This window comes from Cellvibrio sp. KY-GH-1 (assembly GCF_008806975.1).
Lineage (GTDB): Bacteria > Pseudomonadota > Gammaproteobacteria > Pseudomonadales > Cellvibrionaceae > Cellvibrio.
The window spans coordinates 546645-568362 of record NZ_CP031728.1 but is presented as its reverse complement, the minus strand read 5'-3'; the positions used below and the strand labels follow the sequence as shown (position 1 = coordinate 568362).

The following is a 21718-nucleotide window of genomic DNA, read 5'->3' as shown; positions in this document are numbered from 1 at the left end:
CAACACACCAATAATGACCCACCAGATCTAGAGCTCGGTAACCCGCTGTAGCATGGTGGTTTTGAATTTCTTTGGAGTTACACCAAATAGTTTTTTGAATTGGGAAATGAAATGAGAGGGGCTGGAAAAATTGAGCTCGTAACTGATCTCAGTAATGGAAAACTGGCTTTGACTTAACATTCGTGCAGCGCTGTAAAGCCGGTGTTTAACATTGTAGTCAGAATAATTGCAGCGAAATACGGATTTAAACAAGCGTGAAAAATACGCCGGAGAGATACAACACAACTCCGCGGCCTGATCCAGGGAAAGCTCAACACTTTTATGGTGGCGAAATAAATTAATTACCGGCTCCAGCTTCATGTAACCGGAAGATTTTAACAGCGTGTCATAGTGCGGAGGTTTTAACGGAGTTGCGCGATCTGCCACCCAGGTTAACAGCGCGAGCAACAATGCCTGGCTGCGATTGCTGGAAGGTGATTCACGATAGGAATCCAGCAGCCATTGTGACAGGGTTTGAATGGCACTTGCATCCTCAGGTTTCAGGCGTAAGTGCATTCCATATTTAAAGAAATTCTCTGCCTGCTCTAGTCCAGGGGACAGCAAAAGGGTAGGTAAAAACTGGATGATGTACCAGGATTTATTGCGCGATGACAGCTCAAAATCATGGGTTTCCAATGCGGGAGTGAAGACGAGATCCTGATCGCACAAAGCTGACTTGCCTTGGCTGTAAAAAAAAGTTCCCTCAATAGAATCAAAGACGATAAGTTCGTGAACTTCATGAAAATGCATAAAACAGGAATAAGGAGAGTCCTCCGAATACACCACATGATGAATTTCAAAATCATAACCATGCTGTATGCAAAACGGCTCGCAATATACGTTGTTTTTGCCCATGCTCATTTTCCAGTAGTCAATATTCTTGGAATAAAGTTGATTATATTTTTAATGCGATAGCAATATTTTTTAGCTATGGCCGATCATCAACAATGAAAATCAAACTAATTCTAGTCTATATATTTCGTTTTTAACCCATTCACACCTACTTCACGAACTTTACTGGAGCTAACTTTTATGATTCATTCAAAAGCCATATTGTCTGATGGCAAAGGAAACTTCCATTTAACCACAATTGCCATTGGTACTCCGGCACAAGACGAGGTGCTGATTAAATTAAAAGCATCGGGCATTTGCCACACCGACTGGGACTCCATCAATACCTGGAACAAACCTTTTATTGTTGGCCATGAAGGTGCTGGCATAGTTATGGCCGTTGGTTCAGCAGTAACCAAAGTGAAAGCTGGTGATAGAGTTATCTTAAACTGGGCAATTCCCTGTGGTCACTGTTTTCAATGCCGCGAAGGCAATACTCATATCTGCGAAATAAATTCACCGGTGTGCGGGCAAGGTCTTTGTGGGCATGCACACCCAGATGCTGCAAGCCATCAGGGCGCGCCGATTGAACGCTCTTTTCATCTCGGCACTATGTCTGAACATACTATTGTTAAAGCATCTGCAGTAGTCAAAATTCACTGCGACATCCCTTACGCCACCGCATCAATTATTGGTTGCGGTGTTATGACGGGCTGGGGCTCTGTAGTCAATGCCGCCAACGTCAAGCTGGGCTCATCCGTCTGTGTAATTGGTTGTGGTGGCGTCGGCTTAAATGTTATTCAAGCGGCAAAATTGTCAGGCGCCAATAAAATTATCGCCATTGATATCAATAGCGAGCGCTTGGATCAAGCTAAAAAATTCGGTGCGACCCACGGTGTCATAGCGACACGAGATGATAAGGATTTTAACGAAGTAGCCACGCAAGTACGTGCGATCAACGGCGGGCGCGGTACAGACTATGCTTTTGAGTGCACCGCTGTTCCCGCGCTTGGCTCAGCACCACTCAAACTTATTCGTAGTGCCGGAACGGCGGTGCAAGTCAGTGGCATTGAGCAGCGCATTGATTTTGACTGTGAATTATTTGAATGGGACAAAATCTATATCAATCCACTTTATGGCATGTGCAATCCCGACCGGGATTTTCCACGCATTTTGGATTTATATAGCGCGGGTCAATTAAAATTGGATGAGTTGGTCACTAAAACCTATCGCATTGAAGATGTAGCGCAGGGTTTTGATGATTTAATTAATGGCCGTATCGCCAAAGGTGTTGTTGTCTTTGATGACGAGGAATAATTCAAATGGCTGTTATTAGAATTGAACAATCCAACCCGGAATATCTAGCTGAACATTTTCAATTACTCACCGTTCAGAGTTCACACTTAAACCGACGCTGCGATATCAGCGTCTTTAACGCTCATCCCGATGGCAAAGACTTGCCGATTGTCATTTTATTGCACGGTGTTTACGGCAATCACTGGGTATGGTCGGGTTTGGGCGGTGCACACAAGGCCTATAGCGATGAATACGCCAAAGGTGGCCTCAGCCAAATGATATTGGTGATGCCTTCCGACGGCGGTTTTTATGGCGGCTCAGCTTATTTACCGCTGGCAAACGGTGAAAATTATGAAAAATGGATTGTGGAAGATGTGATTACTGCGGTTATAAAGTGCAACCCGTCCGCCTCACCTGCTTCCAATGTATATATTGCTGGGCTATCTATGGGCGGTTATGGCGCACTGCGTCTAGGGGCCAAATACCCTACAATTTTTAAAGGTATATCGGCGCACTCATCAATAACAGATATTCGAGAAATGGCGCTTTTCGTAAATGATGAATTAAGCATTTATGATTGTGAAAATCCCCAAGAATCAGAATTACTTTATTGGATTAAACGCCACAAGAATTCATTGCCGCCCATCCGATTTGATTGCGGTATAGATGATCAACTATATCAAGGAAATTTAAACTTCAATAAAAATATTCAAGGCATAGGTAATATTGCTGAACTTGAAACGCTACCCGGTAAACATGAGTGGGACTATTGGCACAACAATATCAAGCGATCATTTATATTCTTTAATAAGTTACAAAGCCATTAAACTTTTTATTGCTGCCTTTTTCTGAAAATACGACCCTAAACATTTAATTTAGGGTCGGAAAAACAACCTACAAATATTAAAAAAAGTTGTGTCCACAGATATTATTTAAAATCAATATAAGACCAAGATTACTGGCACCATAATTTTGCTGTGTATGGAGTAGATCCATTACTGTATGACATATTTAAATCAGTCATAACAGTTCCGCTCCCGGCAAGAAAACCGACATAACCAAATGCATGCTCTTGTTTTAAGTATCGGGTATAACCTTTAGAAACACACCAAGAGTTGAGCAAAATTGTGTCTCCACTAAACAACCGACCTGTCACATACTGCCCTGTGTAAGCACCGGATTTCACATAACCGGATCCCACAGGATTCTCAAAAGGACCATAAGTAACCACTGCAGTAGGTTGAGCAGAATAGTCACACCAGACCTGAGTTATGATGGGCATTCCGGCCTGATATGTAGATACAACAGCATTTGTGTGCGATGCACCGCCAATAGCCACAAATACAGCACCACTATTCGACCCATAGGAAACAGTTGTTCTAGTGGCTATCTCATAGCCCTTGGACACACAATATGAGTCGATAACGGCTTTTGTATCCATTACAAAAATTGGAACATTCGAAATATACATACCACTCACTGCACCTAAGCCACTCTTTACCGTTCCAGATGCTTGAGGGTTATTGAAAGGGCCAAAATCAGCAAAACTTGAGCCCGAAAGCAATAACAAAATTGAAGAAAATAAAAACACTAATTTTTTATGTAACATTTATCTATCCTTTAAATGATTAATATAGACAACACATACTCTAGGCACATTCACCATATTTCAAACAGTTCCTGAATTAAAGAAAATGCGACACCAATATATGTATAATGTTAACATTTATCAATAAAATAAATAGCTGTTTTTTCCTCCGATATATCCTAACGCCAATATAATGGGCAAATAACGACTATAGTGCTGACCATACTGCACCACCCAAATTTATCAACAGGCAATTATAAATGCTCAAATCTCATTCCAAAAAAATCATTGTTCTGGGCGGAGGAACCGCTGGTTGGGTGACGGGCGCTATTTTATCTAAAAAATGGGAAACACATGGTTATCAGATTGTAGTAGTTGATACAGCAGAAATTCCAACCATAGGCGTTGGGGAAGCAAGTATTCCCACCATTTACGATCTCTTAAATTATATAGAAATAAGCGACCAGGATCTGGTTAAGCACTGCCAAGCAACATTTAAGTATGGCATTCAATTTGAAAACTGGTCCCGTCCCGGCGAACGCTATATGCATGGTTTTGGCAACATGGGGCACAACCTAGGACAGGCTGAGTTTTTTAAAATTTGGTTAAGCACGGCACGCTATTTTAAAAATCCTGACCTCACACCTTATATTCCTTCCGCTGTTGCGGCTTATTCAGATAAGTTTTCTCGCGGTTCAAAAGCGCCCGAAAACACAAACGGCCTCTTCTACCCTTTAAGCAACCTACTTTACGCACTTCATTTTGATGCATCTCTTCTGGCTCGATTACTTCGAGAAAAAGCGTTGCACAATGGCGCAATCCACATTTCCAAGCACATAGTAAAAGTCGAAACAGATGAAAACGGTATAACCGCACTTATTGCGGAGGATGGCGAAACACTCAGCGCCGATTTATATGTAGACTGCTCGGGAATGCATGGCGTCCTAAATAAACAAGCATTAAAAGCAAACTTTGATAACTGGCAAGCATACTTGCCTTGTGATACTGCAATTGCAGCACAAACAACATTGAATAAAGCGCCTCGTTTGTACACTCGCTCAATTGCCCACGCAGCCGGATGGCGCTGGGAAATCCAGCTTCAGAACCGCACCGGTAATGGCATTGTCTATTGCTCAAAAAATATGGATTACGATACGGCGAAACAACACTTATTAGAGGGTATTGAGGGCGATCTATTAACTACCCCACGCAAAATAGAATTTATTACCGGGCGACTGTCATCCCCGTGGACACTTAATAGTGTAGCCATAGGCCTATCAGCAGGATTTTTAGAGCCATTGGAATCCACCAGCATTCATTTAATTTGCGCTTATGCGAGAAAGTTGCGCGACAGTATCGACAATAATGAATTAAATGCGGTAGGGAGAGAGAAATTTAATCGTGCGTGGTGCTCGGAGACTGAAGGAGTGCGCGATTTTTTAATGGTGCATTACCTTTGTAATCAACGCGATGAGGACTCGTTCTGGAAAGAGCGAAAATCAGGGCCTCGCCCAGCATCACTTGATAAGTTACTCAATGAGTTTTCTAAAACTGGTTGGATCTCACCACCGGAAGCGTCTATTTTTGGCACCGATAGCTGGCTGGAAGTATTAATAGGTCAAAAATTTTTCCTCAATTACGAAAAATTTTCTATGCCGGCCGACATAGCCCCCCACTATATTCAATTTTTGCAGAATGTATCCTACGCCATTAAAAATGAGGTGAATAAAATTCCTGATTCGCACCAAAGCATATTGGGGACTCTGCGCGCAGAAATATAACTCGTCCTACATTCGCGCCTCATTTACACCAAACAGCGAATAGGCCTAGGATGAAACAGCGAAGTTAAGACCAAGCAAACGCGCAAGAGCCTGCTCTTTACTCGCTTTATTGCGACCTTCTACAGAAAATGGACTCGCACCAGTGCGCAGAATATTTAAGGCTTCTGCTTGCGGCATATGATTTAACGCGCACCGCTCAAAAAAATCGACAATTGAATCCAACGGTACTTTAGCCAAATCATCCGGGCTGGCTTGCACCAGTTGATGCTCGGGAGGAAATATTCCCATACCACTCAACAAGTACACCCAGGAATTCACTTTATAATGGCGATTAAGCCCCGTGCTTTGCAGCGCCTCACTAATATCCGCACCACTCAACCAAGTTTGTAACACCAGTTTAAGGCGATTCGATGCCGCCGCAGAATTTTGGCGGCAGGCGCGCCAGTAAGGTGTATCCTCACGGTCGGACGTTAAATAATGTGTATGTATATAGTCCTTCACATTATCAAACGCTTCTGCGATTTCTGAATTCAGTTGCTCTGCGTATTGATTGGTATATACACCCGCTTTATACAATTTAACAAACCTAACAAGCGTTAATTGCACCAACGCCAATGCCGTTGCTTCTAATGGCTCTAAAAATCCTTGCGACAAACCAACTGCCAGGGAATTTCTATTCCACATAGTTTTGGCTCGCCCAACCCGCATTTTTAAATGACGCGCTTCGCCTTCGCCATTATTCATATTCAGATGCGCGCGCAACTCTTCCTCTGCCTCAGCTTCGCTACAAAAAGCTGAACTATACACATAGCCATTTCCCACACGATTTTGCAGAGGAATTTTCCAAGCCCAACCATTATTTAATGCAGTAGCTACAGTTTGCGTTGAAATAACCTTCTCCACTGGAGAGGCTAAGGTCACGGCACGATCGTTAAATAAAACATCACTATAGGGAATAAAAGGAGTGCCGAGTGTTTTGCCGGTAATAAGCGAAGCAAAGCCCGTGCAATCGACAAAAAAATCGCCCTCAAGTATTGCCCCACCCTCGAACGCCAAGTGTGCAATATCACCTTCTGCATTTAATGCAATGTTTTCGACATGCGCACTTTTCCATACCACTCCCCGCTCAATGGCTTTTTCTTTTAAGAAAGAACCTAACATAGCTGCATTAAAATGATAGCCATATTGAACTTCAAATGGAAAAGCGTATGGGGTAATCGGGCACAGAGAATTCGCAGCCAAGTAGCTTGCATAACTAAACAAATTAGGATGCGCATGCACACGTTTACCTGCACGTCGCAATTCGGAATTAAATATAAGCGCTTTAATATGGTCGCGATCAAAATGAGAAAAAAATGGATGAAAATATTCTTCAAACCCATTTCTTGTTGACCAACCCCTAAATGATATACCCGATTTATAGGTTGCCTGACAAACTGACATCCATTCGCTTTCACTGATGCCTAAAGCATCCATAAACGCTTTTAATGCCGGCGTAGAGCCTTCACCTACACCGATAATTCCGGTAGCCGCAGATTCAACAAGCGTAATCGTACAATCCTGAAACGCATGTTGGAATAACATTGCCGTCATCCAACCCGCCGTTCCACCGCCCACTATGACAAATCGTTTCGATGACAAAACACTACACCTGTTAAATATTTAATTGCGTGATTTTGCGCAATGCGCCCGAATATTGATAATAGTCTCACTAGGCAACATTTTCAGTTAAAAATATTTATCCAAAAAAAAGCGCCTTGAGGTAAACCCAAAGCGCTTCATTTTTATCAGACTAACAAATCAAGATTTGTCAGCCCTTCCATCACTTAGAACTCCGCACGAATACCTACACGGAATGTTCTGCCAACAGTGTATTCATCAAGAGTACGGTTGGTAGGTGCATTGCCGTTAATAGCCGAGCCCTCATTAAAGGTAATTGGATTACCATTGGCATCAGGCAATACCAAGGTACGACTAGTGAAGTAAGTGCGCACAGTTTCGTTAGTCAAGTTGGCTACGTCAAATTGCAGGCTGATCGAGTCAGTTAATGCATAGCTGCTGGACAGATCCAATGTTTGACGACCTTCTCTCCAACGCGAACCACCGGCAAAGGCTGTTTGCTCTAACACATCACTCGCACCAGACCAAGCAAGGCGAATTTGGTGACCATCTTGCGCCCAATAGACTGTCGCGTTGTAGGATTCTTTTGGCGCGCCAGGAATTACTTCACGAGACTTATCAAAGGTACCTTCTTGATAGGTAAAGTTCATAGAGGTGCCCAAACCGGACCAGATACCCGGTAAGAAGTCAAAGTTTTGAACGTAGTTCAATTCAATACCTTCTACCGATGCCTTTGCCGCGTTTACGTTCTGAGTCACTGTGTACTGGTTACATAGATAATCGGGGTTGTTTCCATAAATTAATTCAGGAGTACCCGATAATGCTGCTTCACCTTGCAAACGACGAGGCATACAGGTATTCACATCAGCTGCTGACAACAGCAAAGGAATATCCTGACCATCAACACTAAATACTCCGTTACTGTAGCTAGTACCATCTGGGTTAGCCGCTGTCTTACGCAGATCTCCAATATATGACAAATAATCTTTCACCTCGATCATGTTTTTAATATCTTTGGTAAAGATATTTGCCGAAACCATGCCCGAGTCATTGAAGTACCATTCAACTGAAAAATCCAAATTGGTGGATTCAAGCGGATCAATTTTCGCGGTAAACAATTGCACGGTGGAGCTCGGGCGCAAAGCTATGCCTGAACCAAAAATATCCCCTTCATTGGTGCGCGCACCTGCACGTAAATCATCAATTGGTGGGCGAGCCATGGTTTTAGACGCAGCAAAACGAGTAATCAAATCTTCTCTCGCGGCAAAACTCACGTTCAAACTTGGCAGAATAATGTCGTAGGTATGATTATCAATTGCTGCAACAGAGTTGCGGCTGCGATCGTTCGATACGATATTGCCTGACTCAGTCAATTGGCGAACACCATTGGCATCAAACGGATAGGTCAGATCAGTAGAGATATCGGCGTATCGCACCAAATTTCGCTCAAAGAACGAGCTTGGAATAACGCCAGGTTCTAGGATTGGATCGTAGCAAAGACCACTATTAGTAGCGGCAATTGGAGTATCATCACTATAGTCAAACGGCGTGCCATTAGTATTGAAGCCAGTGCCATCAACACGCGCCCAGCGATTACGCTCAAAGAATTGCGTCAGACTGTAGTTAGTACCCAACGTAGTATCTGTACTACCATTCTGCGGATTCCAGAAAATGGAATTTGTGCCGTAATCCAATGGACTTGGTGTTTCAGCCAATGAAGGGCACTGGACACCACCTGCCCCAACTTCACGCATTCTCATCAACTGAATTGGGTCTATAACCCTGCCGCCATTTGAACTGGTAGTGCCAAATACGGTACCTGCGAAACCGTTGGTTTCCACCTCAGTGCGAACATGGCGGAAGCCAACATCACCCTGAATGCGTTCATCCATGAATTCAAAATTTGCCTTAATATACGCTGACACATTGTCAAACTCAGCGCCACGGGTTTGAGTATTATCCAAAGTAAAGGCGCGCTCGCCTTGAGATACAGCATTAATCGCAGCAATTGGATCGAAGCGCAGCCAGCCATCAGTGATGTTATCTTTAGCGTAACCCAAGCCACTTAAGAAGCCGTTTGCATCCACTTTGCCATCCGCAAAATTGGTTACCTGAATCAAATTGATGTTACTGGCGTCAATTGACAGAGTTTCACCGGTAAACGGACTAATGCTCTGCACACGCTCATCACTCGGGCGCGGTGTACCGGATTGGTTATTAACAAATTTTTCGCGATGAGTAACCTTCGCGCCAAACTCTACAGTTGTAATTCCGTAAGAGTCCAGATCAAAATCAAAATCAACAAACGCCGTTTCTTGTTTATCACTCACCTCAGTGATAGTTGCCTGAATATAACTTAGTGTGTGGTTTTCAAGAACGTCAGGGTCAAAACCTGAGGTGCCTATGTTATCCCACAAATCATTTAAGCTAGGATCCAGATCAACATTGTTTCCCAAAGAGGCCGGCGCAGTGTAACCACCATTTAAGCGGCAGTTACCGCTGGAACAATCGTAGCCCGCAGGATTAAGCAAGTTTGCAGGTACATGGTGCAAGTTCCAAGGACCCACTACACGGCTGGTGTTCGCCGTCAAATACACATTATTTTTTGGTGTTTGGATTGATTCATTTACAGATGCGCCCGCAACCATACGGAAACGATCCGAGAAATCATGATTAAGCTCTAACGCGTAGAGTGAGTTTTCAGTTTCGTAATTATTTACCGAAGCCTCAATAGAACCAATGCTTTCGCGATTCAGCAGGGTAGTCCAAGTACGTGTTTTAGGATCCAACACATGCCACTGCTGCTGAGGATCTGTCCACTGCATTTGATCATTGTCAGTTGGCGCTCCCCCCTCGGTCCCACCGTATTCCACTGGGTTGTTATCGTAAAAACTCGTACGGCCCCAAAACTCAGAACCCAACCCCAACCCTTGCTGTGAAGCACCGTCAATAAAGTTACTCATACGAGAGGTGTTTACAAATACACCGTCCATACGGTTACTAACATCTGCCTGACTGTAATTTGCAGAAAAGGTGAGATCGGTTGTATCGCTGGCTTGCCATTGAAGCGACAAGTCAACACCTTGACGCTTGTAATCATTTTCAAATAATTGATACCCCATCTGATTGGGCGCCAAGCCCTGAACTATTGAGCGGTTATGCTCAGCACCACCATGAGTCCAAAATAGAGGATTCGCGTATGGATCTACCGCCTGAGCACCTGCAAATGTAGGAGCACGCCCTGCAGCCGCAGCTGATGCGGCATCGATAGCCATCGCAGTTGAGTTAGCATAGGCTTGCCCTGTGCGTCCATCTGTATAAGCATTTGAACCAAAAGTACTGTAATCCTGCGCATGATATTGATCGCGACGAAGTTTATTTTCTTCATCATTCACTGTAACAAGAACACCAATTGAGTCATCGGCGAATTTCTGCGAAAAAGTACCTACAAATTTATGATCAAACTCCTCGGATTGATCATCCATACGGCCCTGCAGGGAAACGGTACGAACATCTTCCTTAATATCCAACGGTTTGCGAGTGGTCAAATTCACCAAGCCGCCAAGCGAACCCTCTTCATCATCTGCTGATGGCGTTTTGATAACTTCAATTTTTGAAAGGATGTCGGCTGAATAGGAAGACAAATCAACACCCTGAGAAAAGCCGGTAGACCCCAACGCTGTACCATTCATAGTAACGACGGTCTGATCCGCGTTTGCACCGCGAATAGAAACAGTCTTACCCTCACCATCAGAGGTATTCATACTAACGCCTGAAACGCGGTTCAATGCTTCCGCGATATTTTGGTCGGTTGATTTACCAATATCTTCAGCGTTGATGGTATCGACAATTTTGCGTGCCTCACGCTTGTCATCCACAGATCTTTTGATAGACCCGCGAATACCAGTAACCACAACTTCTTCCACATCTTGATCTTGCTGTGCAGAAACTGCTTCTTGTTGCGCATAGACAACACCGCTGTTAACCGCACAGATTGCCGCTGACAGCGCCGTAATTCTAAGGCGGTGAGTAATGTTTGACATCGTAAAGCCCCCATGTAAGGTATTTATTTTTTTATTTTATGCCGCCCACTTCCATGGATCGAGCACAAAAGCTAAGTTTTAACGCCAATTACAATACTACTCAGCTATTTATCATTGTCAATAATCAATTGTAGATTGTTAGCAATTTACACTTTAAGCTTAAGGAGTGTGAAAAAAGGTAACCATAGCGCATGCGCCACTATAGCGATAAAGACAAAAAGCAGACAAAAAAAGGGAGGCACAGGCCTCCCAAAGAACACAACAGCAAGCACAGAAAAACCTTATTCAGCAAAACCATTTGGATTGCGCGACTGCCAGCGCCAAGTATCTGCCATCATTCGCTCTACACTGTATTCAGCAGCCCAACCTAAACGCTCCTTAGCCAGAGAGACGTCAGCATAACAACTGGCGATATCACCGGGGCGGCGTGCGCTGATCACATAGGGTATAGATTTGCCGCACGCCAGCTCAAATGCTTTCAACATCTCCAATACGGAATAGCCAGTGCCAGTACCCAGATTATAGGTTGAACAACCTCGCGACTGCTGCGTCAAACCATTGAGTGCTGCCACATGACCTCGCGCCAAATCCACGACATGTATGTAATCGCGCACGCCAGTGCCATCAGGGGTCGCATAATCATTGCCATAAACGGTAAGCGCCTCACGCTTGCCCACTGCGACCTGGGCGATATAGGGGATCAAGTTATTAGGTATCCCCTTGGGGTCCTCACCGATTAAACCTGACTCGTGAGCACCCGCAGGATTAAAGTAACGCAGGATTGAAAAGTTCCACTGATTGTCTGGCGCCTTGGCCATATCACGCAGAATATCTTCTACGATCAACTTGCTGCGACCATAGGGATTGGTGGCTGACAGAGGAAATGATTCGTCAATGGGTACAGATACGGGATCGCCATAAACGGTCGCCGAAGAACTAAATACAAAATTAAAAACTGAGTGCTCCTCCATGACCTCTAGCAAAGACAAAGTACCCGACACATTATTCCGGTAATACTTGATAGGTATTTGGGTAGACTCTCCCACCGCTTTCAAGCCCGCAAAATGCATTACACAACCTATCGCATAATCAGAAAAAACTTGATGTAACGCGGCTTTATCATTGATATCCAACTGAAAAAAATCCGGTTTAACACCGGTAATTTTTTCAACTCTGGCCAGCGACTCTAATTTTCCATTTGATAGATTATCTACCACTACCGGAAAGTAACCATTGTTGATTAATTCGATGCAAACATGACTACCTATGTAACCTGCACCTCCGGTTACCAAAACCTTCCTAAGATACGATTTCATTACTTTCTCTCGATCACCGCTCAATTAAACCCTAGTTAACACAGACAATTTCAAACACATTGCCATCAGCGTCCGTATAAAATAAATTACCGCTAATAGATTCAACCTGAAACAATTCCCTTTCTTTAATCAAACTATCTACCACAGTAAAAACATCTTTTTCTGGCATGTGCAATTTAATGCGTTTTTTAGCTTCAGCATTTACTCCCTGCATGCCAACCAATCTTAGTGAGGTCCCGGCTAAATTTATAAAGAAACTACTACTCCCAAATGGATCCTTTAATTCCATCACATTAGCAGCAAACAATCTCTGATAACGCTTGGCGGACTCAACAGGGTTTTTCACATTGACAGACTGCCACCGCATGACCAACTCCAGCAAAATTATAGCAACTCAGGATTTATGACAAACCGTTCATAATCTTTACGCAGCGAACTAATCACAGGGTTTTCAAAACGGAATATTTTTCGCTTATTCAACGCAGAAAACCTCACTGCTTCGCCGTAGTATTCATCCCACAGTTTTCTAACGGCACCAGACTCATAGGCAATTTGAAGGCCTTTATCAATACGATCAGCCAAGACTTTATTTTTTTTATTCAAGAAAAAGAATTTTGGTAGCGGATAATAAATACATACATTTTGGTCGTAGTTTAAATATTTGACATCCTGATTCTTTTTCCATTCCCGCCCCAGCTCGTTCGCGCCGATCAAAAATATATCACCCCGATCATTAGCTGCCATATAGAACAAACCTTTGATATTGCCGCCCTCAACAACTTTAAATCCAATTTTTTTGAGTATTTCGCTATCTAACCAACCACGCCCCTGGATGATAGTCAGTTGCTTCAAATCATCCAAAGTTTCAATTTTTTCTAACTTACGCTTGGAGTCGGGCGACACAAAACCAACTCGATAGCCGGTGACGCCCAAATCCACAGGAAACTCCACGCCATGTAATTTTTCAAGGATGTCATTGGACGCCGAATCTTTATAAACAAAATTTTCGAATTGATTATCCTCAGCAAATACCCGCAAACGTGAGTAAGTGGGCACATCACCTTTAGGCAAATCTCTAATTTCGTAGTCGCCGTATTCCGCCTTGGTAGCATCCAGTGCCAGGCGTAACAGGTGGTACTCGTAGATTTCCTCTTTTGGCGCTATCTCCCCCGAACCAAAGGTGATAACGGTGGGAGCCGCTGCAAACACATTTAGCGCAAATATGGCAATACTTAAAATTATTATACGCAGCATACATCACCCGTTAATTGTTAACAATTAACACAATACTAGCGCCAATGGAGGTAGATTGCAATGCCATAAGCGAGAAGTTTTTGCGGCAAATTAAGAACGTTTACGCGAATTTATAGGAAGATAAAGGGACGGAGGGAATAAGCGCAGAAACAAAAAGCGCTGCGAAACAAGCTATCGCAGCGCTTACGAAAATATCAGGGGGGAGATTATCAGGATGCTACATTCTGAAAGGTGCCAGGATCCAATATCTGCCGACGGGTTTTAAAACGGCAAATATAATTCCAGTTCCATGAAGAATCATACTTGTGACACAGCCCCCACGCCAATCCAGCCATAGGGTCTTGAATGTCCGCAGCGGGGTCGCGATATAAACCCAACGCCTCTGGTGCACCTTTAATATGCGCCATGATGTCAAAGTTAATACCATCCGGTGACCATTGGCAGGTATTTTTTTCTGGCCCATCGGTAGTCAACAAACTGGCAATTCCACCATTCACATGCCACACAACAACCTCATGCCCACTGTTGGTGATCGGATTAAATTCCGATTTCACATAAGGCCCTTCAATTTTATCGGCAATGGCAACCCCGTGTTTTATTTCACGTCCACCAAAGTTCATACGCTCCCCCATAATTTCACCTTTGTAATAAAGATAAAATTTATTTTGATAAAACATCAAACATGGGTCATGCACTTTGTGACTGTCAAAATCGCCGCGGATTTTGCAATTAAAACGATTGTCTTCGTCGCCATCCCAAACACCATTATCGGCCGGCGTTAAAATGGGAGCGGGACTTTTAACCCAGGGCCCATAAGGCGAATCTGCACTGGCAAGTGCAATACATTCTTTAGTGCGATTTAAATAAGGCGCCTTGACAGTTTGATAAACCAAATAATAGCGGCCTTCATGGGCAAGAACCTCGGGTGTAAATACCGCGCGATCATCATAGGAACCAGGCGCGCCTGCTACGATAGCCGCGCCCTGCTCTTTCCAATCCCAACCATCGCTGGAGGTTGCATGCCACACTTCAGTTTTATCCCAGGGGAATACCTTATCTTCCGGATTAGCACTGCCAAAACCAACAGTTTCACCTTCACCCTTGGTATACCAAACATGGTAGAGACCATCGACAAAAATAACCGCAGAGGGGTCGCGTCGAATCACACCTTCTTGATAGGCAAAATCGCCGCCCAGGGGTTTTACATCAAATTCAAATACCCAGTCGGCATTTTTTTGATCGTAACCGCGCTCAATTGCACGAAGACTGGCTTTGCTTAATTTTTTTTCTGGAAGATCACCCATATCTCACTCACTTTTTAACATGATGACTTGAACTATTTTTATCAGAAACAGCGTTTATTCGGTATACGGTTTAGTAGATACGATTTTTGTCAGGCGCGGCGCTCCAGCGAGTGATTCACTAAAAATCGATTAGCCAATAACCTTGCCCCTTTTGCTGCCATCAATGCTCCTTGATGTTTAATCGATTTCCCTTGGTAAATTTGTATCGCTGTGGCGTAACTATTCACTAAAAGATCTGCACCAATCAGATGTATATTTTTTTTCTTTCCGTACAGTTTCATTGCTGCTTTTACTTCGGCACCTATCAATACACCCGATAGGTACGCAGCACTCACATTTTTTTCATGTAGCCCTGCTAACACTCTGGAGCGGGCGCTGAACATTAAATTCAATAAAAAAGTATCTCTCGTATTGACCTTAACGCCCTGAAGAAACGCGGTTTCATCATGAATTTGTGTGCCGCTCACCAACAAACTCTGTGCACATAAACTGCCAAAAAGCTCACCGGAGAATGCGGTGTAAAAATCAACAATCTCTCCTCGTTTAACTAGCACCCATTTAGAGTGGGTTCCGGGCAAACACAGGAGTGCCTCTTTTAATTCCGCTCTACTTGCCTGCTGCATCCAACCCAGAATTTGGGTTTCTTCACCGCGCATGACGTCAGGCAAACCTTCGCGCACATGAGTTTTAATTCCTGGCACGATAAAAGCATTAACGTCGCTCACTTGAATATTAATTAAATGCTCGACCAATTGATAAGGATTCACCGGGCATTCAATATAAGGCGTTTCATACAATCCAATATTGGAACCCACTGCACCGCTCATCACAACCGGTGCACTCGCATACTGCGCAGGCAATTGTGTAATCGCATCAATTAAACATTGTTCAAGCTCGGCGCGCGATGATTGGTTAATGCCAATTGGCCGGGTAATGCTATACACAATATCGCCTACAGCATTCACTACCTGTAGCCGAAAATTGGTACCACCCCAATCAATGGCAATCATCTCACCCAAGATATAGCCCTCAACAGGTACAAAGAGTCACGAGGAGAATATTAACTTTCCAAGGCCACTAAACTAGCGCCCTGCTCTGGTGTACAGATAAAAGGCGTGGCAATTAAACCCGTTTTTAATTGGTAATCAGCCAGAATGGGCTCAACTATGGACAGTTTTTGTTGTGGCACTAAAGCTACGATGCAACCGCCAAAACCGCCGCCGGTCATACGCACACCGCCATCACTGCCCAATTCTTTATCCAGCGCTGCCACCAGATAATCAATTTCAGGGGTGGTGATCTCAAACAAATCGCGCATTGACACATGGCTCTCCGCCATCAACTGACTTAACAGTGCGACATTATTGGTTTCCAAGGCCTCAGCTGCTTTCAGGGTTCGCTCATTCTCTTCAATTACATGTTGCGCGCGTTTGCGCACCAGGTCAGGTAATTGATGCGCAGCACTAAAAAACTGGTCTTTAGTTACATCACGCAAAACGGGTTGATTAAAAAATTTTGCTGCTACCGCACATTGCTCACGACGTAAATTATATTCGCTGTCAACCAAACCTCTTTTTACGCCCGAGTTGATAATAACAATCGACAATTGTGACGGCATAAGGATTGGTTTAGTTTCCAGACTGCGGCAGTCGATGAGTAATGCATGACCTTGTTTTCCGCCAGCCGATACCAGTTGATCCATAATGCCGCAGGCACAGCCTACATAATTGTTTTCGGCTGCCTGGCCAATCAGCGCCAATTCAGTGGCTGGAACTTGAATGTCGGCAACCGTTAATAACGCCTGCGCCAAAGCAACTTCCAAAGATGCTGAAGAGCTTAAACCAGCGCCCTGTGGGACATTGCCCGACACTACTAAATTACAACCCTTGAGCTGATAGCCGCGATCTACCAGTGTGCGCACCACCGCGCGGACATAATTACTCCACATCTGAGTGGGGTGAGCTTCATAGAGAGAGTTCAACGCAAACTCATCGGTCTGCCCGACGTAATCCAGCGCAATCACTTTAATTAAATTATCTTGCCGCACAGAAGTGGCAACCAGCGTGAAAAAATCAATCGCTGCTGGCAATACAAAACCATCATTATAGTCTGTGTGCTCGCCGATCAAATTCACCCGCCCCGGCGCTTTGGAAACAAAATCCGGCAATTGATCAAAATGCTCGGTAAAACACTGGGCAACATTTTCCAACATAGTCATAACCAATTACCTTTCAATCTGTAGATGCCGCATTTTTATAGTGAATAGCGGATTGATCGCGCAAATACTGCGCCGCTTGTTCAGGAGTAATATCGCGCTGAACTTCACCCAGCATTTCGTAACCCACCATGAATTTTTTGATAGATGCCGAGCGCAATAACGGTGGATAAAAATGGGCGTGCAACTGCCAATGGCTATGGTCTTCTGCGGTAAAAGGTGCGCAATGCCACCCCATGCTGTAGGGAAAGGAAGTCTTAAATAGGTTGTCATAACGAATCGTTAATTGAATCAAAATATCGGCCAGTAATTCTCGCTCCGATGAAGACAGACTCAACATATCGGGCACATGGCGCAGAGGTAAGAGCAACGTTTCAAATGGCCAGCTAGCCCAATAAGGCACGACCACCAACCAATCCTGATTTTGCACCACAATACGTTCTTTAAAGGCCAACTCTTGCTGCGCATAATCCAACAGCATGGGGCGTTGATGCTTATGTTGATAAGACAACTGCTTTTCATCTTCCCGTTGCGGCAACGTCGGCACAGAACCTGTTGCCCAGACTTGTCCATGGGGATGAGGGTTAGAGCAGCCGTTGATAGCACCTTTATTTTCAAAAATCTGCACCCAAGAATGATTCTCACCCAGTTCGCGATACAAATCGCACCAGGTATCGATAAGCTCTGTCACTGCCGCCTGGGACATTTCTGGCAGGGTTTTATTGTGACTTTCGGAATAACAAATCACACGGCTGGTGCCGCGCTCACTCTCGGCACAAAACAAATCGCTACTGCTTTGATAATCCCTATCTTCCGGCTCCAGTGCCGCGAAGTCATTGGTAAACACATAAGCACCAACATAATTGTCATTCACCGCGCCATTGATGCGGGTATTGCCCGGGCATAAATAACAAGCTGGGTCATAGGCAGGTTTATCATCCGCCGCCAGCTCTTCAATTTGCCCCTGCCATGGGCGCTTGGCCCTGTGAGGTGAGACCAATACCCAGTCACCCGTTAACGGATTAAACCGACGGTGCGGGTGATCACTCAACACAAACACTGGTTTCATATATCTATCCAACTTATGCCAATTATCCGACTGAAGGACCACCATGCAGATGCACCACAAGCCGCCAATATTGCCTATTGTTAACAATTTACACCATTGAAATAAAATATGCACCTACAATAAGCCGATAAATCACACTTTCTTACCTGCCACACTTCACGCACACCTAAAGCTCACCAATACAGGTTGAATCGCAAGCAGCAAGCATGAAAAAAAATAATGCCAAGTAAACACACCCAATCCATGGCGATAAAGAAGCCTATTAATAGCAGAGAGGTGTATTCACTTACATAAGTGATGGCAGGGGGAACCAATATTTGGGATTGGTAGGCAGGAGATTCGTATCAATTAAAGGATTGTAAATATAGATAACCTTGCGCGTAGAAAGATTGACGCGCTCAACTACAGCCTGAATCATGCGGGATTGATAAAACAAACGATCATAGCTGCCGTCATTGATCGCACGCTCCATACCGGATGAAATCAAATCGTAAAGCACTTTATTTTCTGTCGACACATAAAAAAACATTGCAGATGGATAAACTAATAGCAGATTTTTTTCCACCTCAAGCTGAAGCTCGGCGCGATGTTCAAGATCCAGCCAAGGTTCATGCACCGCCAAGGGCATATAATCAAAACGATGACTGGCCAACATCGACCATAGGTTCCGCCCTTGCGCTGCCGTGACAACTGGAATTCCAGCCGTTTGCAGTATTTTTGTATCGCCCCAAAAATAGCCCTGCCCCGCCGTTAACTTACGTAAATCTTCAAGTGTTTTTATGGAATTAAATCGATTCTGATCACCTTTGCGAATTACAAAAATTCGATACCCCAGCAATCCTTTAAAAATAGGGACTTTTATTGGCTTCAGATTTTTCTCCAATGGATTAGAGGCCGACGACCATTTTAGACTTAAGCTTCCCTCTTCAACCCGGCGGGTTTTTCTCGCATCAGTAATAACTTGCTCCAACTGAGTCAAGCAAACATTGACGTCTGTTTTTGACAAAGACAACACTAAGAGATCATAGATAAGCTTATCTTTTTCCGACTCAATAAGTGGAATCGTTGCTGTTACAGAACAACCATGACAGATATAACTATTCAATAATATGAAACAAATAAAAGCATAGTTTATTATTGTATTTTTACGCATCGGCAACAATTGACCTTTGTGATAGTGAAATCACCTATAACAACTGATTACACCCATTGACTCTTTATCCTTATAGAATATACCTGAAAATATAATTGTCGAACGTCTAAATTTTTCATTGAACGCTCGCAACAAATTCAAAATGGAATAACACTTTAGAATGAGCGGTTAGCCTTAAACCCGCTCTAATTTAAACGGATAGGTTCGATTTGCTCGCCACTGACCTACATACAAGTTTTCATCCTCATCCACGCAGAGTGCGTGACAGTGGTTGAATACATCCCAGGTGCTGCGCATAGGTTGCAAAACACCATTGATATATTCCGGTTGAGTTCCGCCAAGATTAGCGACGACACGATTATCGCGATCGAACACACTAATAAAACCTGAATCGTCGGCATTTTTTCCATCGATGTGCGACCAACATACCGGGGCAAAAAAATGATCGGCGCTAAACACCGGCCCACCTATGTAAGCTCCGGCTACATCGATTGCTCCGCGATAATCGCCATTGAGTTCAAATAATTTTAATGCTCGCTCTGCCCGTGAGCTCACCATCAAATGCGGATCTTGCGGATTGCGTAAATCCACTTCTATGCCGTGGGTGTTTTTTAAATTGTGTGCAGGGTTGGCGTTATCGCCGCCGCCCCAGTGACGAATGTAACGCCCGCTGGCGTCGTACTGCAGTAGATAATCCGAGCCGTAACCATCGGTAATATAGAGGTCGCCATTGGGCGCCACCGCTATGTCGGTCGGGCGAAAAGGTTGATCCGGGCGATAGACCCCAATGGTTTGCGGATGGCCAATGGTATAAATCAAACGCCCGTCCAAGGTGAGCTTGGCGATGAAGCCACTTTGCGCAATGACTTTATTGTAGGGTGATGTCCAATCATCGGTAGATTTGCCATCCCAATTGCGATTCAGCACCCAGCCGCTATCCACCAAATAAATAACATCTTCACCGTTTTCATTAACGATGCGCAGCGCATGCGCTCCCGGAAATTGCGTACCCCAGGCATCGAGCAATTTGCCATCCTTGTTATACACAATTACGTTATTGCGCGGATGATCGGTCACCATCACTATGCGCCCCTGTGAATCTATAGCCAAGCCATGACAATTTTCTACCGGCGTTTTTTGCGCATCAAGCAAACCCCAGTGACTGTTAACGCGATATTGAAAATCACCCTGCCCTACAATCAGACCATGTGGATCAATATTGGATTTGGGCAAGGGAATATTTTGCTTAATCATTGGCGGGCAAGCTCCAAATAAAACAATAAAAAAGCTCTGCCGAACACTACTCCGGCAGAGCAATAACCAACAACACGACTGAAAAAATTATGCGGCTTTCCAATTCAGAATGGCGTCATCATCAACGGGGTACAAAGGATAATAAATCGCTTCGTTTTCCTGGAACGCCTGATTGGTGATAGCGTTGTAGGCACAAATCAAGGACCAGCGCGGTTCGGATGAGCGATTCTCATTGGATTTGTGCAGCAAATTGCAATGGAAAAACAAGGTATCACCCGGCTCCAATTCAACATTGATCAGCTCGTGATATTTCATTGCTTCGTTCACAAACAGCATATCAGCACCTTTTTGATCACCGGTTTTGCTGTGATCCAAACGCCCTAAATGGTGCGACCCTTTCAACACTTGCAAACAACCGTTCTCTACCGTTGCACGGTTAATCGCCACCATACAGCTGAGTGATTTTGGATACAGCATAAGGTTATCGCGATGCCAGTAACCAAAATCCTGATGCCATTCCCAGGCACCGCCCACAAAGGGTTCTTTCATCATAATTTTGGTACTGGTGTGATATATCGGCTCGCCAATTAAGGTTTCTGCCGTATCTACCAAACGACGACCACGGGAAAACATGCTGTAAAAATCATCGCCCGTTTGTTGCCACAAGCACACCTTGCTCACCTTTCCGGTGCCATCTTTTTTCTGCCAGGCGCGCTCATTTAATGAATCGTCATTAAAGGCGGCATCCTGTAAGCGTTTGATTTCTTCTGGCGTGTAATAGCCACGCACAATCACATAGCCATCGCGGTGGTAGGCATCAATCTGTTCTTGAGTCAGTTTTCTTGCGTTCATTATCTGGTCTCCAAGGGTTATGTCTGCATGCTCGCATTGTTAACAATCATCATTCAGCAAAAAATAAAAGGCAAGCATTTTATTTATATATAAATATTTTATT

17 protein-coding genes are annotated in these 21718 nt (G+C 44.1%); 3 read left to right on the top strand and 14 right to left on the bottom strand.

The window, feature by feature from the left end:
- Positions 1 to 27: 27 nt before the first annotated feature.
- Positions 28 to 894 carry an AraC family transcriptional regulator gene (locus D0C16_RS02260; protein WP_151030827.1) on the bottom strand — a complete coding sequence of 289 codons (867 nt, stop codon included), beginning with the start codon at positions 892 to 894 and terminating at the stop codon, positions 28 to 30.
- Positions 895 to 1071: 177 nt separating this feature from the next.
- Here D0C16_RS02260 and D0C16_RS02255 point away from each other — a divergent pair, with 177 nt between their 5' ends.
- Both D0C16_RS02255 and D0C16_RS02250 read left to right on the top strand, forming a co-directional pair.
- Positions 1072 to 2187 (top strand): Zn-dependent alcohol dehydrogenase, encoded by a 1116-nt coding sequence (locus D0C16_RS02255; protein ID WP_151030826.1) that lies wholly within the window; start codon positions 1072 to 1074, stop codon positions 2185 to 2187.
- A gap of 5 nt (positions 2188 to 2192) precedes the next feature.
- Positions 2193 to 2993 carry an alpha/beta hydrolase family protein gene (locus tag D0C16_RS02250; protein ID WP_151030825.1) on the top strand — a complete coding sequence of 267 codons (801 nt, stop codon included), beginning with the start codon at positions 2193 to 2195 and terminating at the stop codon, positions 2991 to 2993.
- A gap of 128 nt (positions 2994 to 3121) precedes the next feature.
- Here the strand turns inward: D0C16_RS02250 and D0C16_RS02245 are convergent, their stop codons facing one another.
- Entirely contained in the window at positions 3122 to 3775 is a 654-nt protein-coding gene (locus D0C16_RS02245; protein ID WP_151030824.1) for a hypothetical protein, read from the bottom strand.
- A gap of 239 nt (positions 3776 to 4014) precedes the next feature.
- Here D0C16_RS02245 and D0C16_RS02240 point away from each other — a divergent pair, with 239 nt between their 5' ends.
- The gene (locus D0C16_RS02240; protein ID WP_151030823.1) at positions 4015 to 5535 is read left to right on the top strand and encodes a tryptophan halogenase family protein; all 1521 of its coding nucleotides are present in this window, start codon (positions 4015 to 4017) and stop codon (positions 5533 to 5535) included.
- A 45-nt stretch (positions 5536 to 5580) separates the two neighbouring features.
- Here the strand turns inward: D0C16_RS02240 and D0C16_RS02235 are convergent, their stop codons facing one another.
- The 12 genes from D0C16_RS02235 to D0C16_RS02180 form a co-directional block, all read right to left on the bottom strand.
- Complete coding sequence (locus D0C16_RS02235; RefSeq protein ID WP_225318877.1) at positions 5581 to 7176, bottom strand: tryptophan halogenase family protein; 1596 nt, start codon at positions 7174 to 7176, stop codon at positions 5581 to 5583.
- A gap of 185 nt (positions 7177 to 7361) precedes the next feature.
- Positions 7362 to 11198: a TonB-dependent receptor domain-containing protein gene (locus D0C16_RS02230; RefSeq protein WP_151030822.1), complete on the bottom strand. Its 3837-nt coding sequence runs from the start codon at positions 11196 to 11198 to the stop codon at positions 7362 to 7364.
- A 281-nt stretch (positions 11199 to 11479) separates the two neighbouring features.
- The gene (galE, locus tag D0C16_RS02225; protein WP_040391646.1) at positions 11480 to 12514 is read right to left on the bottom strand and encodes a UDP-glucose 4-epimerase GalE; all 1035 of its coding nucleotides are present in this window, start codon (positions 12512 to 12514) and stop codon (positions 11480 to 11482) included.
- A gap of 31 nt (positions 12515 to 12545) precedes the next feature.
- The gene (locus D0C16_RS02220; RefSeq protein WP_151030821.1) at positions 12546 to 12881 is read right to left on the bottom strand and encodes a hypothetical protein; all 336 of its coding nucleotides are present in this window, start codon (positions 12879 to 12881) and stop codon (positions 12546 to 12548) included.
- A 17-nt stretch (positions 12882 to 12898) separates the two neighbouring features.
- On the bottom strand, positions 12899 to 13768 hold the full coding sequence (locus D0C16_RS02215) for a transporter substrate-binding domain-containing protein (RefSeq protein WP_151030820.1): 870 nt from the start codon (positions 13766 to 13768) through the stop codon (positions 12899 to 12901).
- Positions 13769 to 13977: 209 nt separating this feature from the next.
- On the bottom strand, positions 13978 to 15072 hold the full coding sequence (locus tag D0C16_RS02210) for a family 43 glycosylhydrolase (protein WP_151030819.1): 1095 nt from the start codon (positions 15070 to 15072) through the stop codon (positions 13978 to 13980).
- 89 nt (positions 15073 to 15161) lie between these two features.
- Entirely contained in the window at positions 15162 to 16082 is a 921-nt protein-coding gene (locus D0C16_RS02205; protein ID WP_225319015.1) for a 2-dehydro-3-deoxygalactonokinase, read from the bottom strand.
- 50 nt (positions 16083 to 16132) lie between these two features.
- Complete coding sequence (galK, locus tag D0C16_RS02200; protein ID WP_225318876.1) at positions 16133 to 17290, bottom strand: galactokinase; 1158 nt, start codon at positions 17288 to 17290, stop codon at positions 16133 to 16135.
- A 13-nt stretch (positions 17291 to 17303) separates the two neighbouring features.
- On the bottom strand, positions 17304 to 18356 hold the full coding sequence (locus tag D0C16_RS02195) for a UDP-glucose--hexose-1-phosphate uridylyltransferase (protein ID WP_151030817.1): 1053 nt from the start codon (positions 18354 to 18356) through the stop codon (positions 17304 to 17306).
- Positions 18357 to 18642: 286 nt separating this feature from the next.
- Positions 18643 to 19509 (bottom strand): amino acid ABC transporter substrate-binding protein, encoded by an 867-nt coding sequence (locus D0C16_RS02190; protein WP_151030816.1) that lies wholly within the window; start codon positions 19507 to 19509, stop codon positions 18643 to 18645.
- Between the two features lie 174 nt (positions 19510 to 19683).
- Positions 19684 to 20763, bottom strand: a complete 1080-nt coding sequence (locus tag D0C16_RS02185) for a 6-bladed beta-propeller (protein WP_151030815.1) — start codon at positions 20761 to 20763, stop codon at positions 19684 to 19686.
- Positions 20764 to 20850: 87 nt separating this feature from the next.
- Positions 20851 to 21615 (bottom strand): phytanoyl-CoA dioxygenase family protein, encoded by a 765-nt coding sequence (locus tag D0C16_RS02180; RefSeq protein ID WP_151030814.1) that lies wholly within the window; start codon positions 21613 to 21615, stop codon positions 20851 to 20853.
- Between the last annotated feature and the right edge of the window lie 103 nt (positions 21616 to 21718).

Excerpts from the sequence above, each read along its gene's own strand:
- D0C16_RS02260 (WP_151030827.1), bottom strand. The coding sequence starts at position 894 with ATGGGCAAAAACAACGTATATTGCGAGCCGTTTTGCATACAGCATGGT.
- D0C16_RS02255 (WP_151030826.1), top strand. The coding sequence starts at position 1,072 with ATGATTCATTCAAAAGCCATATTGTCTGATGGCAAAGGAAACTTCCAT.
- D0C16_RS02250 (WP_151030825.1), top strand. The coding sequence starts at position 2,193 with ATGGCTGTTATTAGAATTGAACAATCCAACCCGGAATATCTAGCTGAA.
- D0C16_RS02245 (WP_151030824.1), bottom strand. The coding sequence starts at position 3,775 with ATGTTACATAAAAAATTAGTGTTTTTATTTTCTTCAATTTTGTTATTG.
- D0C16_RS02240 (WP_151030823.1), top strand. The coding sequence starts at position 4,015 with ATGCTCAAATCTCATTCCAAAAAAATCATTGTTCTGGGCGGAGGAACC.
- D0C16_RS02230 (WP_151030822.1), bottom strand. The coding sequence starts at position 11,198 with ATGTCAAACATTACTCACCGCCTTAGAATTACGGCGCTGTCAGCGGCA.
- galE (WP_040391646.1), bottom strand. The coding sequence starts at position 12,514 with ATGAAATCGTATCTTAGGAAGGTTTTGGTAACCGGAGGTGCAGGTTAC.
- D0C16_RS02220 (WP_151030821.1), bottom strand. The coding sequence starts at position 12,881 with ATGCGGTGGCAGTCTGTCAATGTGAAAAACCCTGTTGAGTCCGCCAAG.
- D0C16_RS02215 (WP_151030820.1), bottom strand. The coding sequence starts at position 13,768 with ATGCTGCGTATAATAATTTTAAGTATTGCCATATTTGCGCTAAATGTG.
- D0C16_RS02210 (WP_151030819.1), bottom strand. The coding sequence starts at position 15,072 with ATGGGTGATCTTCCAGAAAAAAAATTAAGCAAAGCCAGTCTTCGTGCA.
- D0C16_RS02205 (WP_225319015.1), bottom strand. The coding sequence starts at position 16,082 with ATGATTGCCATTGATTGGGGTGGTACCAATTTTCGGCTACAGGTAGTG.
- galK (WP_225318876.1), bottom strand. The coding sequence starts at position 17,290 with ATGACTATGTTGGAAAATGTTGCCCAGTGTTTTACCGAGCATTTTGAT.
- D0C16_RS02195 (WP_151030817.1), bottom strand. The coding sequence starts at position 18,356 with ATGAAACCAGTGTTTGTGTTGAGTGATCACCCGCACCGTCGGTTTAAT.
- D0C16_RS02190 (WP_151030816.1), bottom strand. The coding sequence starts at position 19,509 with ATGCGTAAAAATACAATAATAAACTATGCTTTTATTTGTTTCATATTA.
- D0C16_RS02185 (WP_151030815.1), bottom strand. The coding sequence starts at position 20,763 with ATGATTAAGCAAAATATTCCCTTGCCCAAATCCAATATTGATCCACAT.
- D0C16_RS02180 (WP_151030814.1), bottom strand. The coding sequence starts at position 21,615 with ATGAACGCAAGAAAACTGACTCAAGAACAGATTGATGCCTACCACCGC.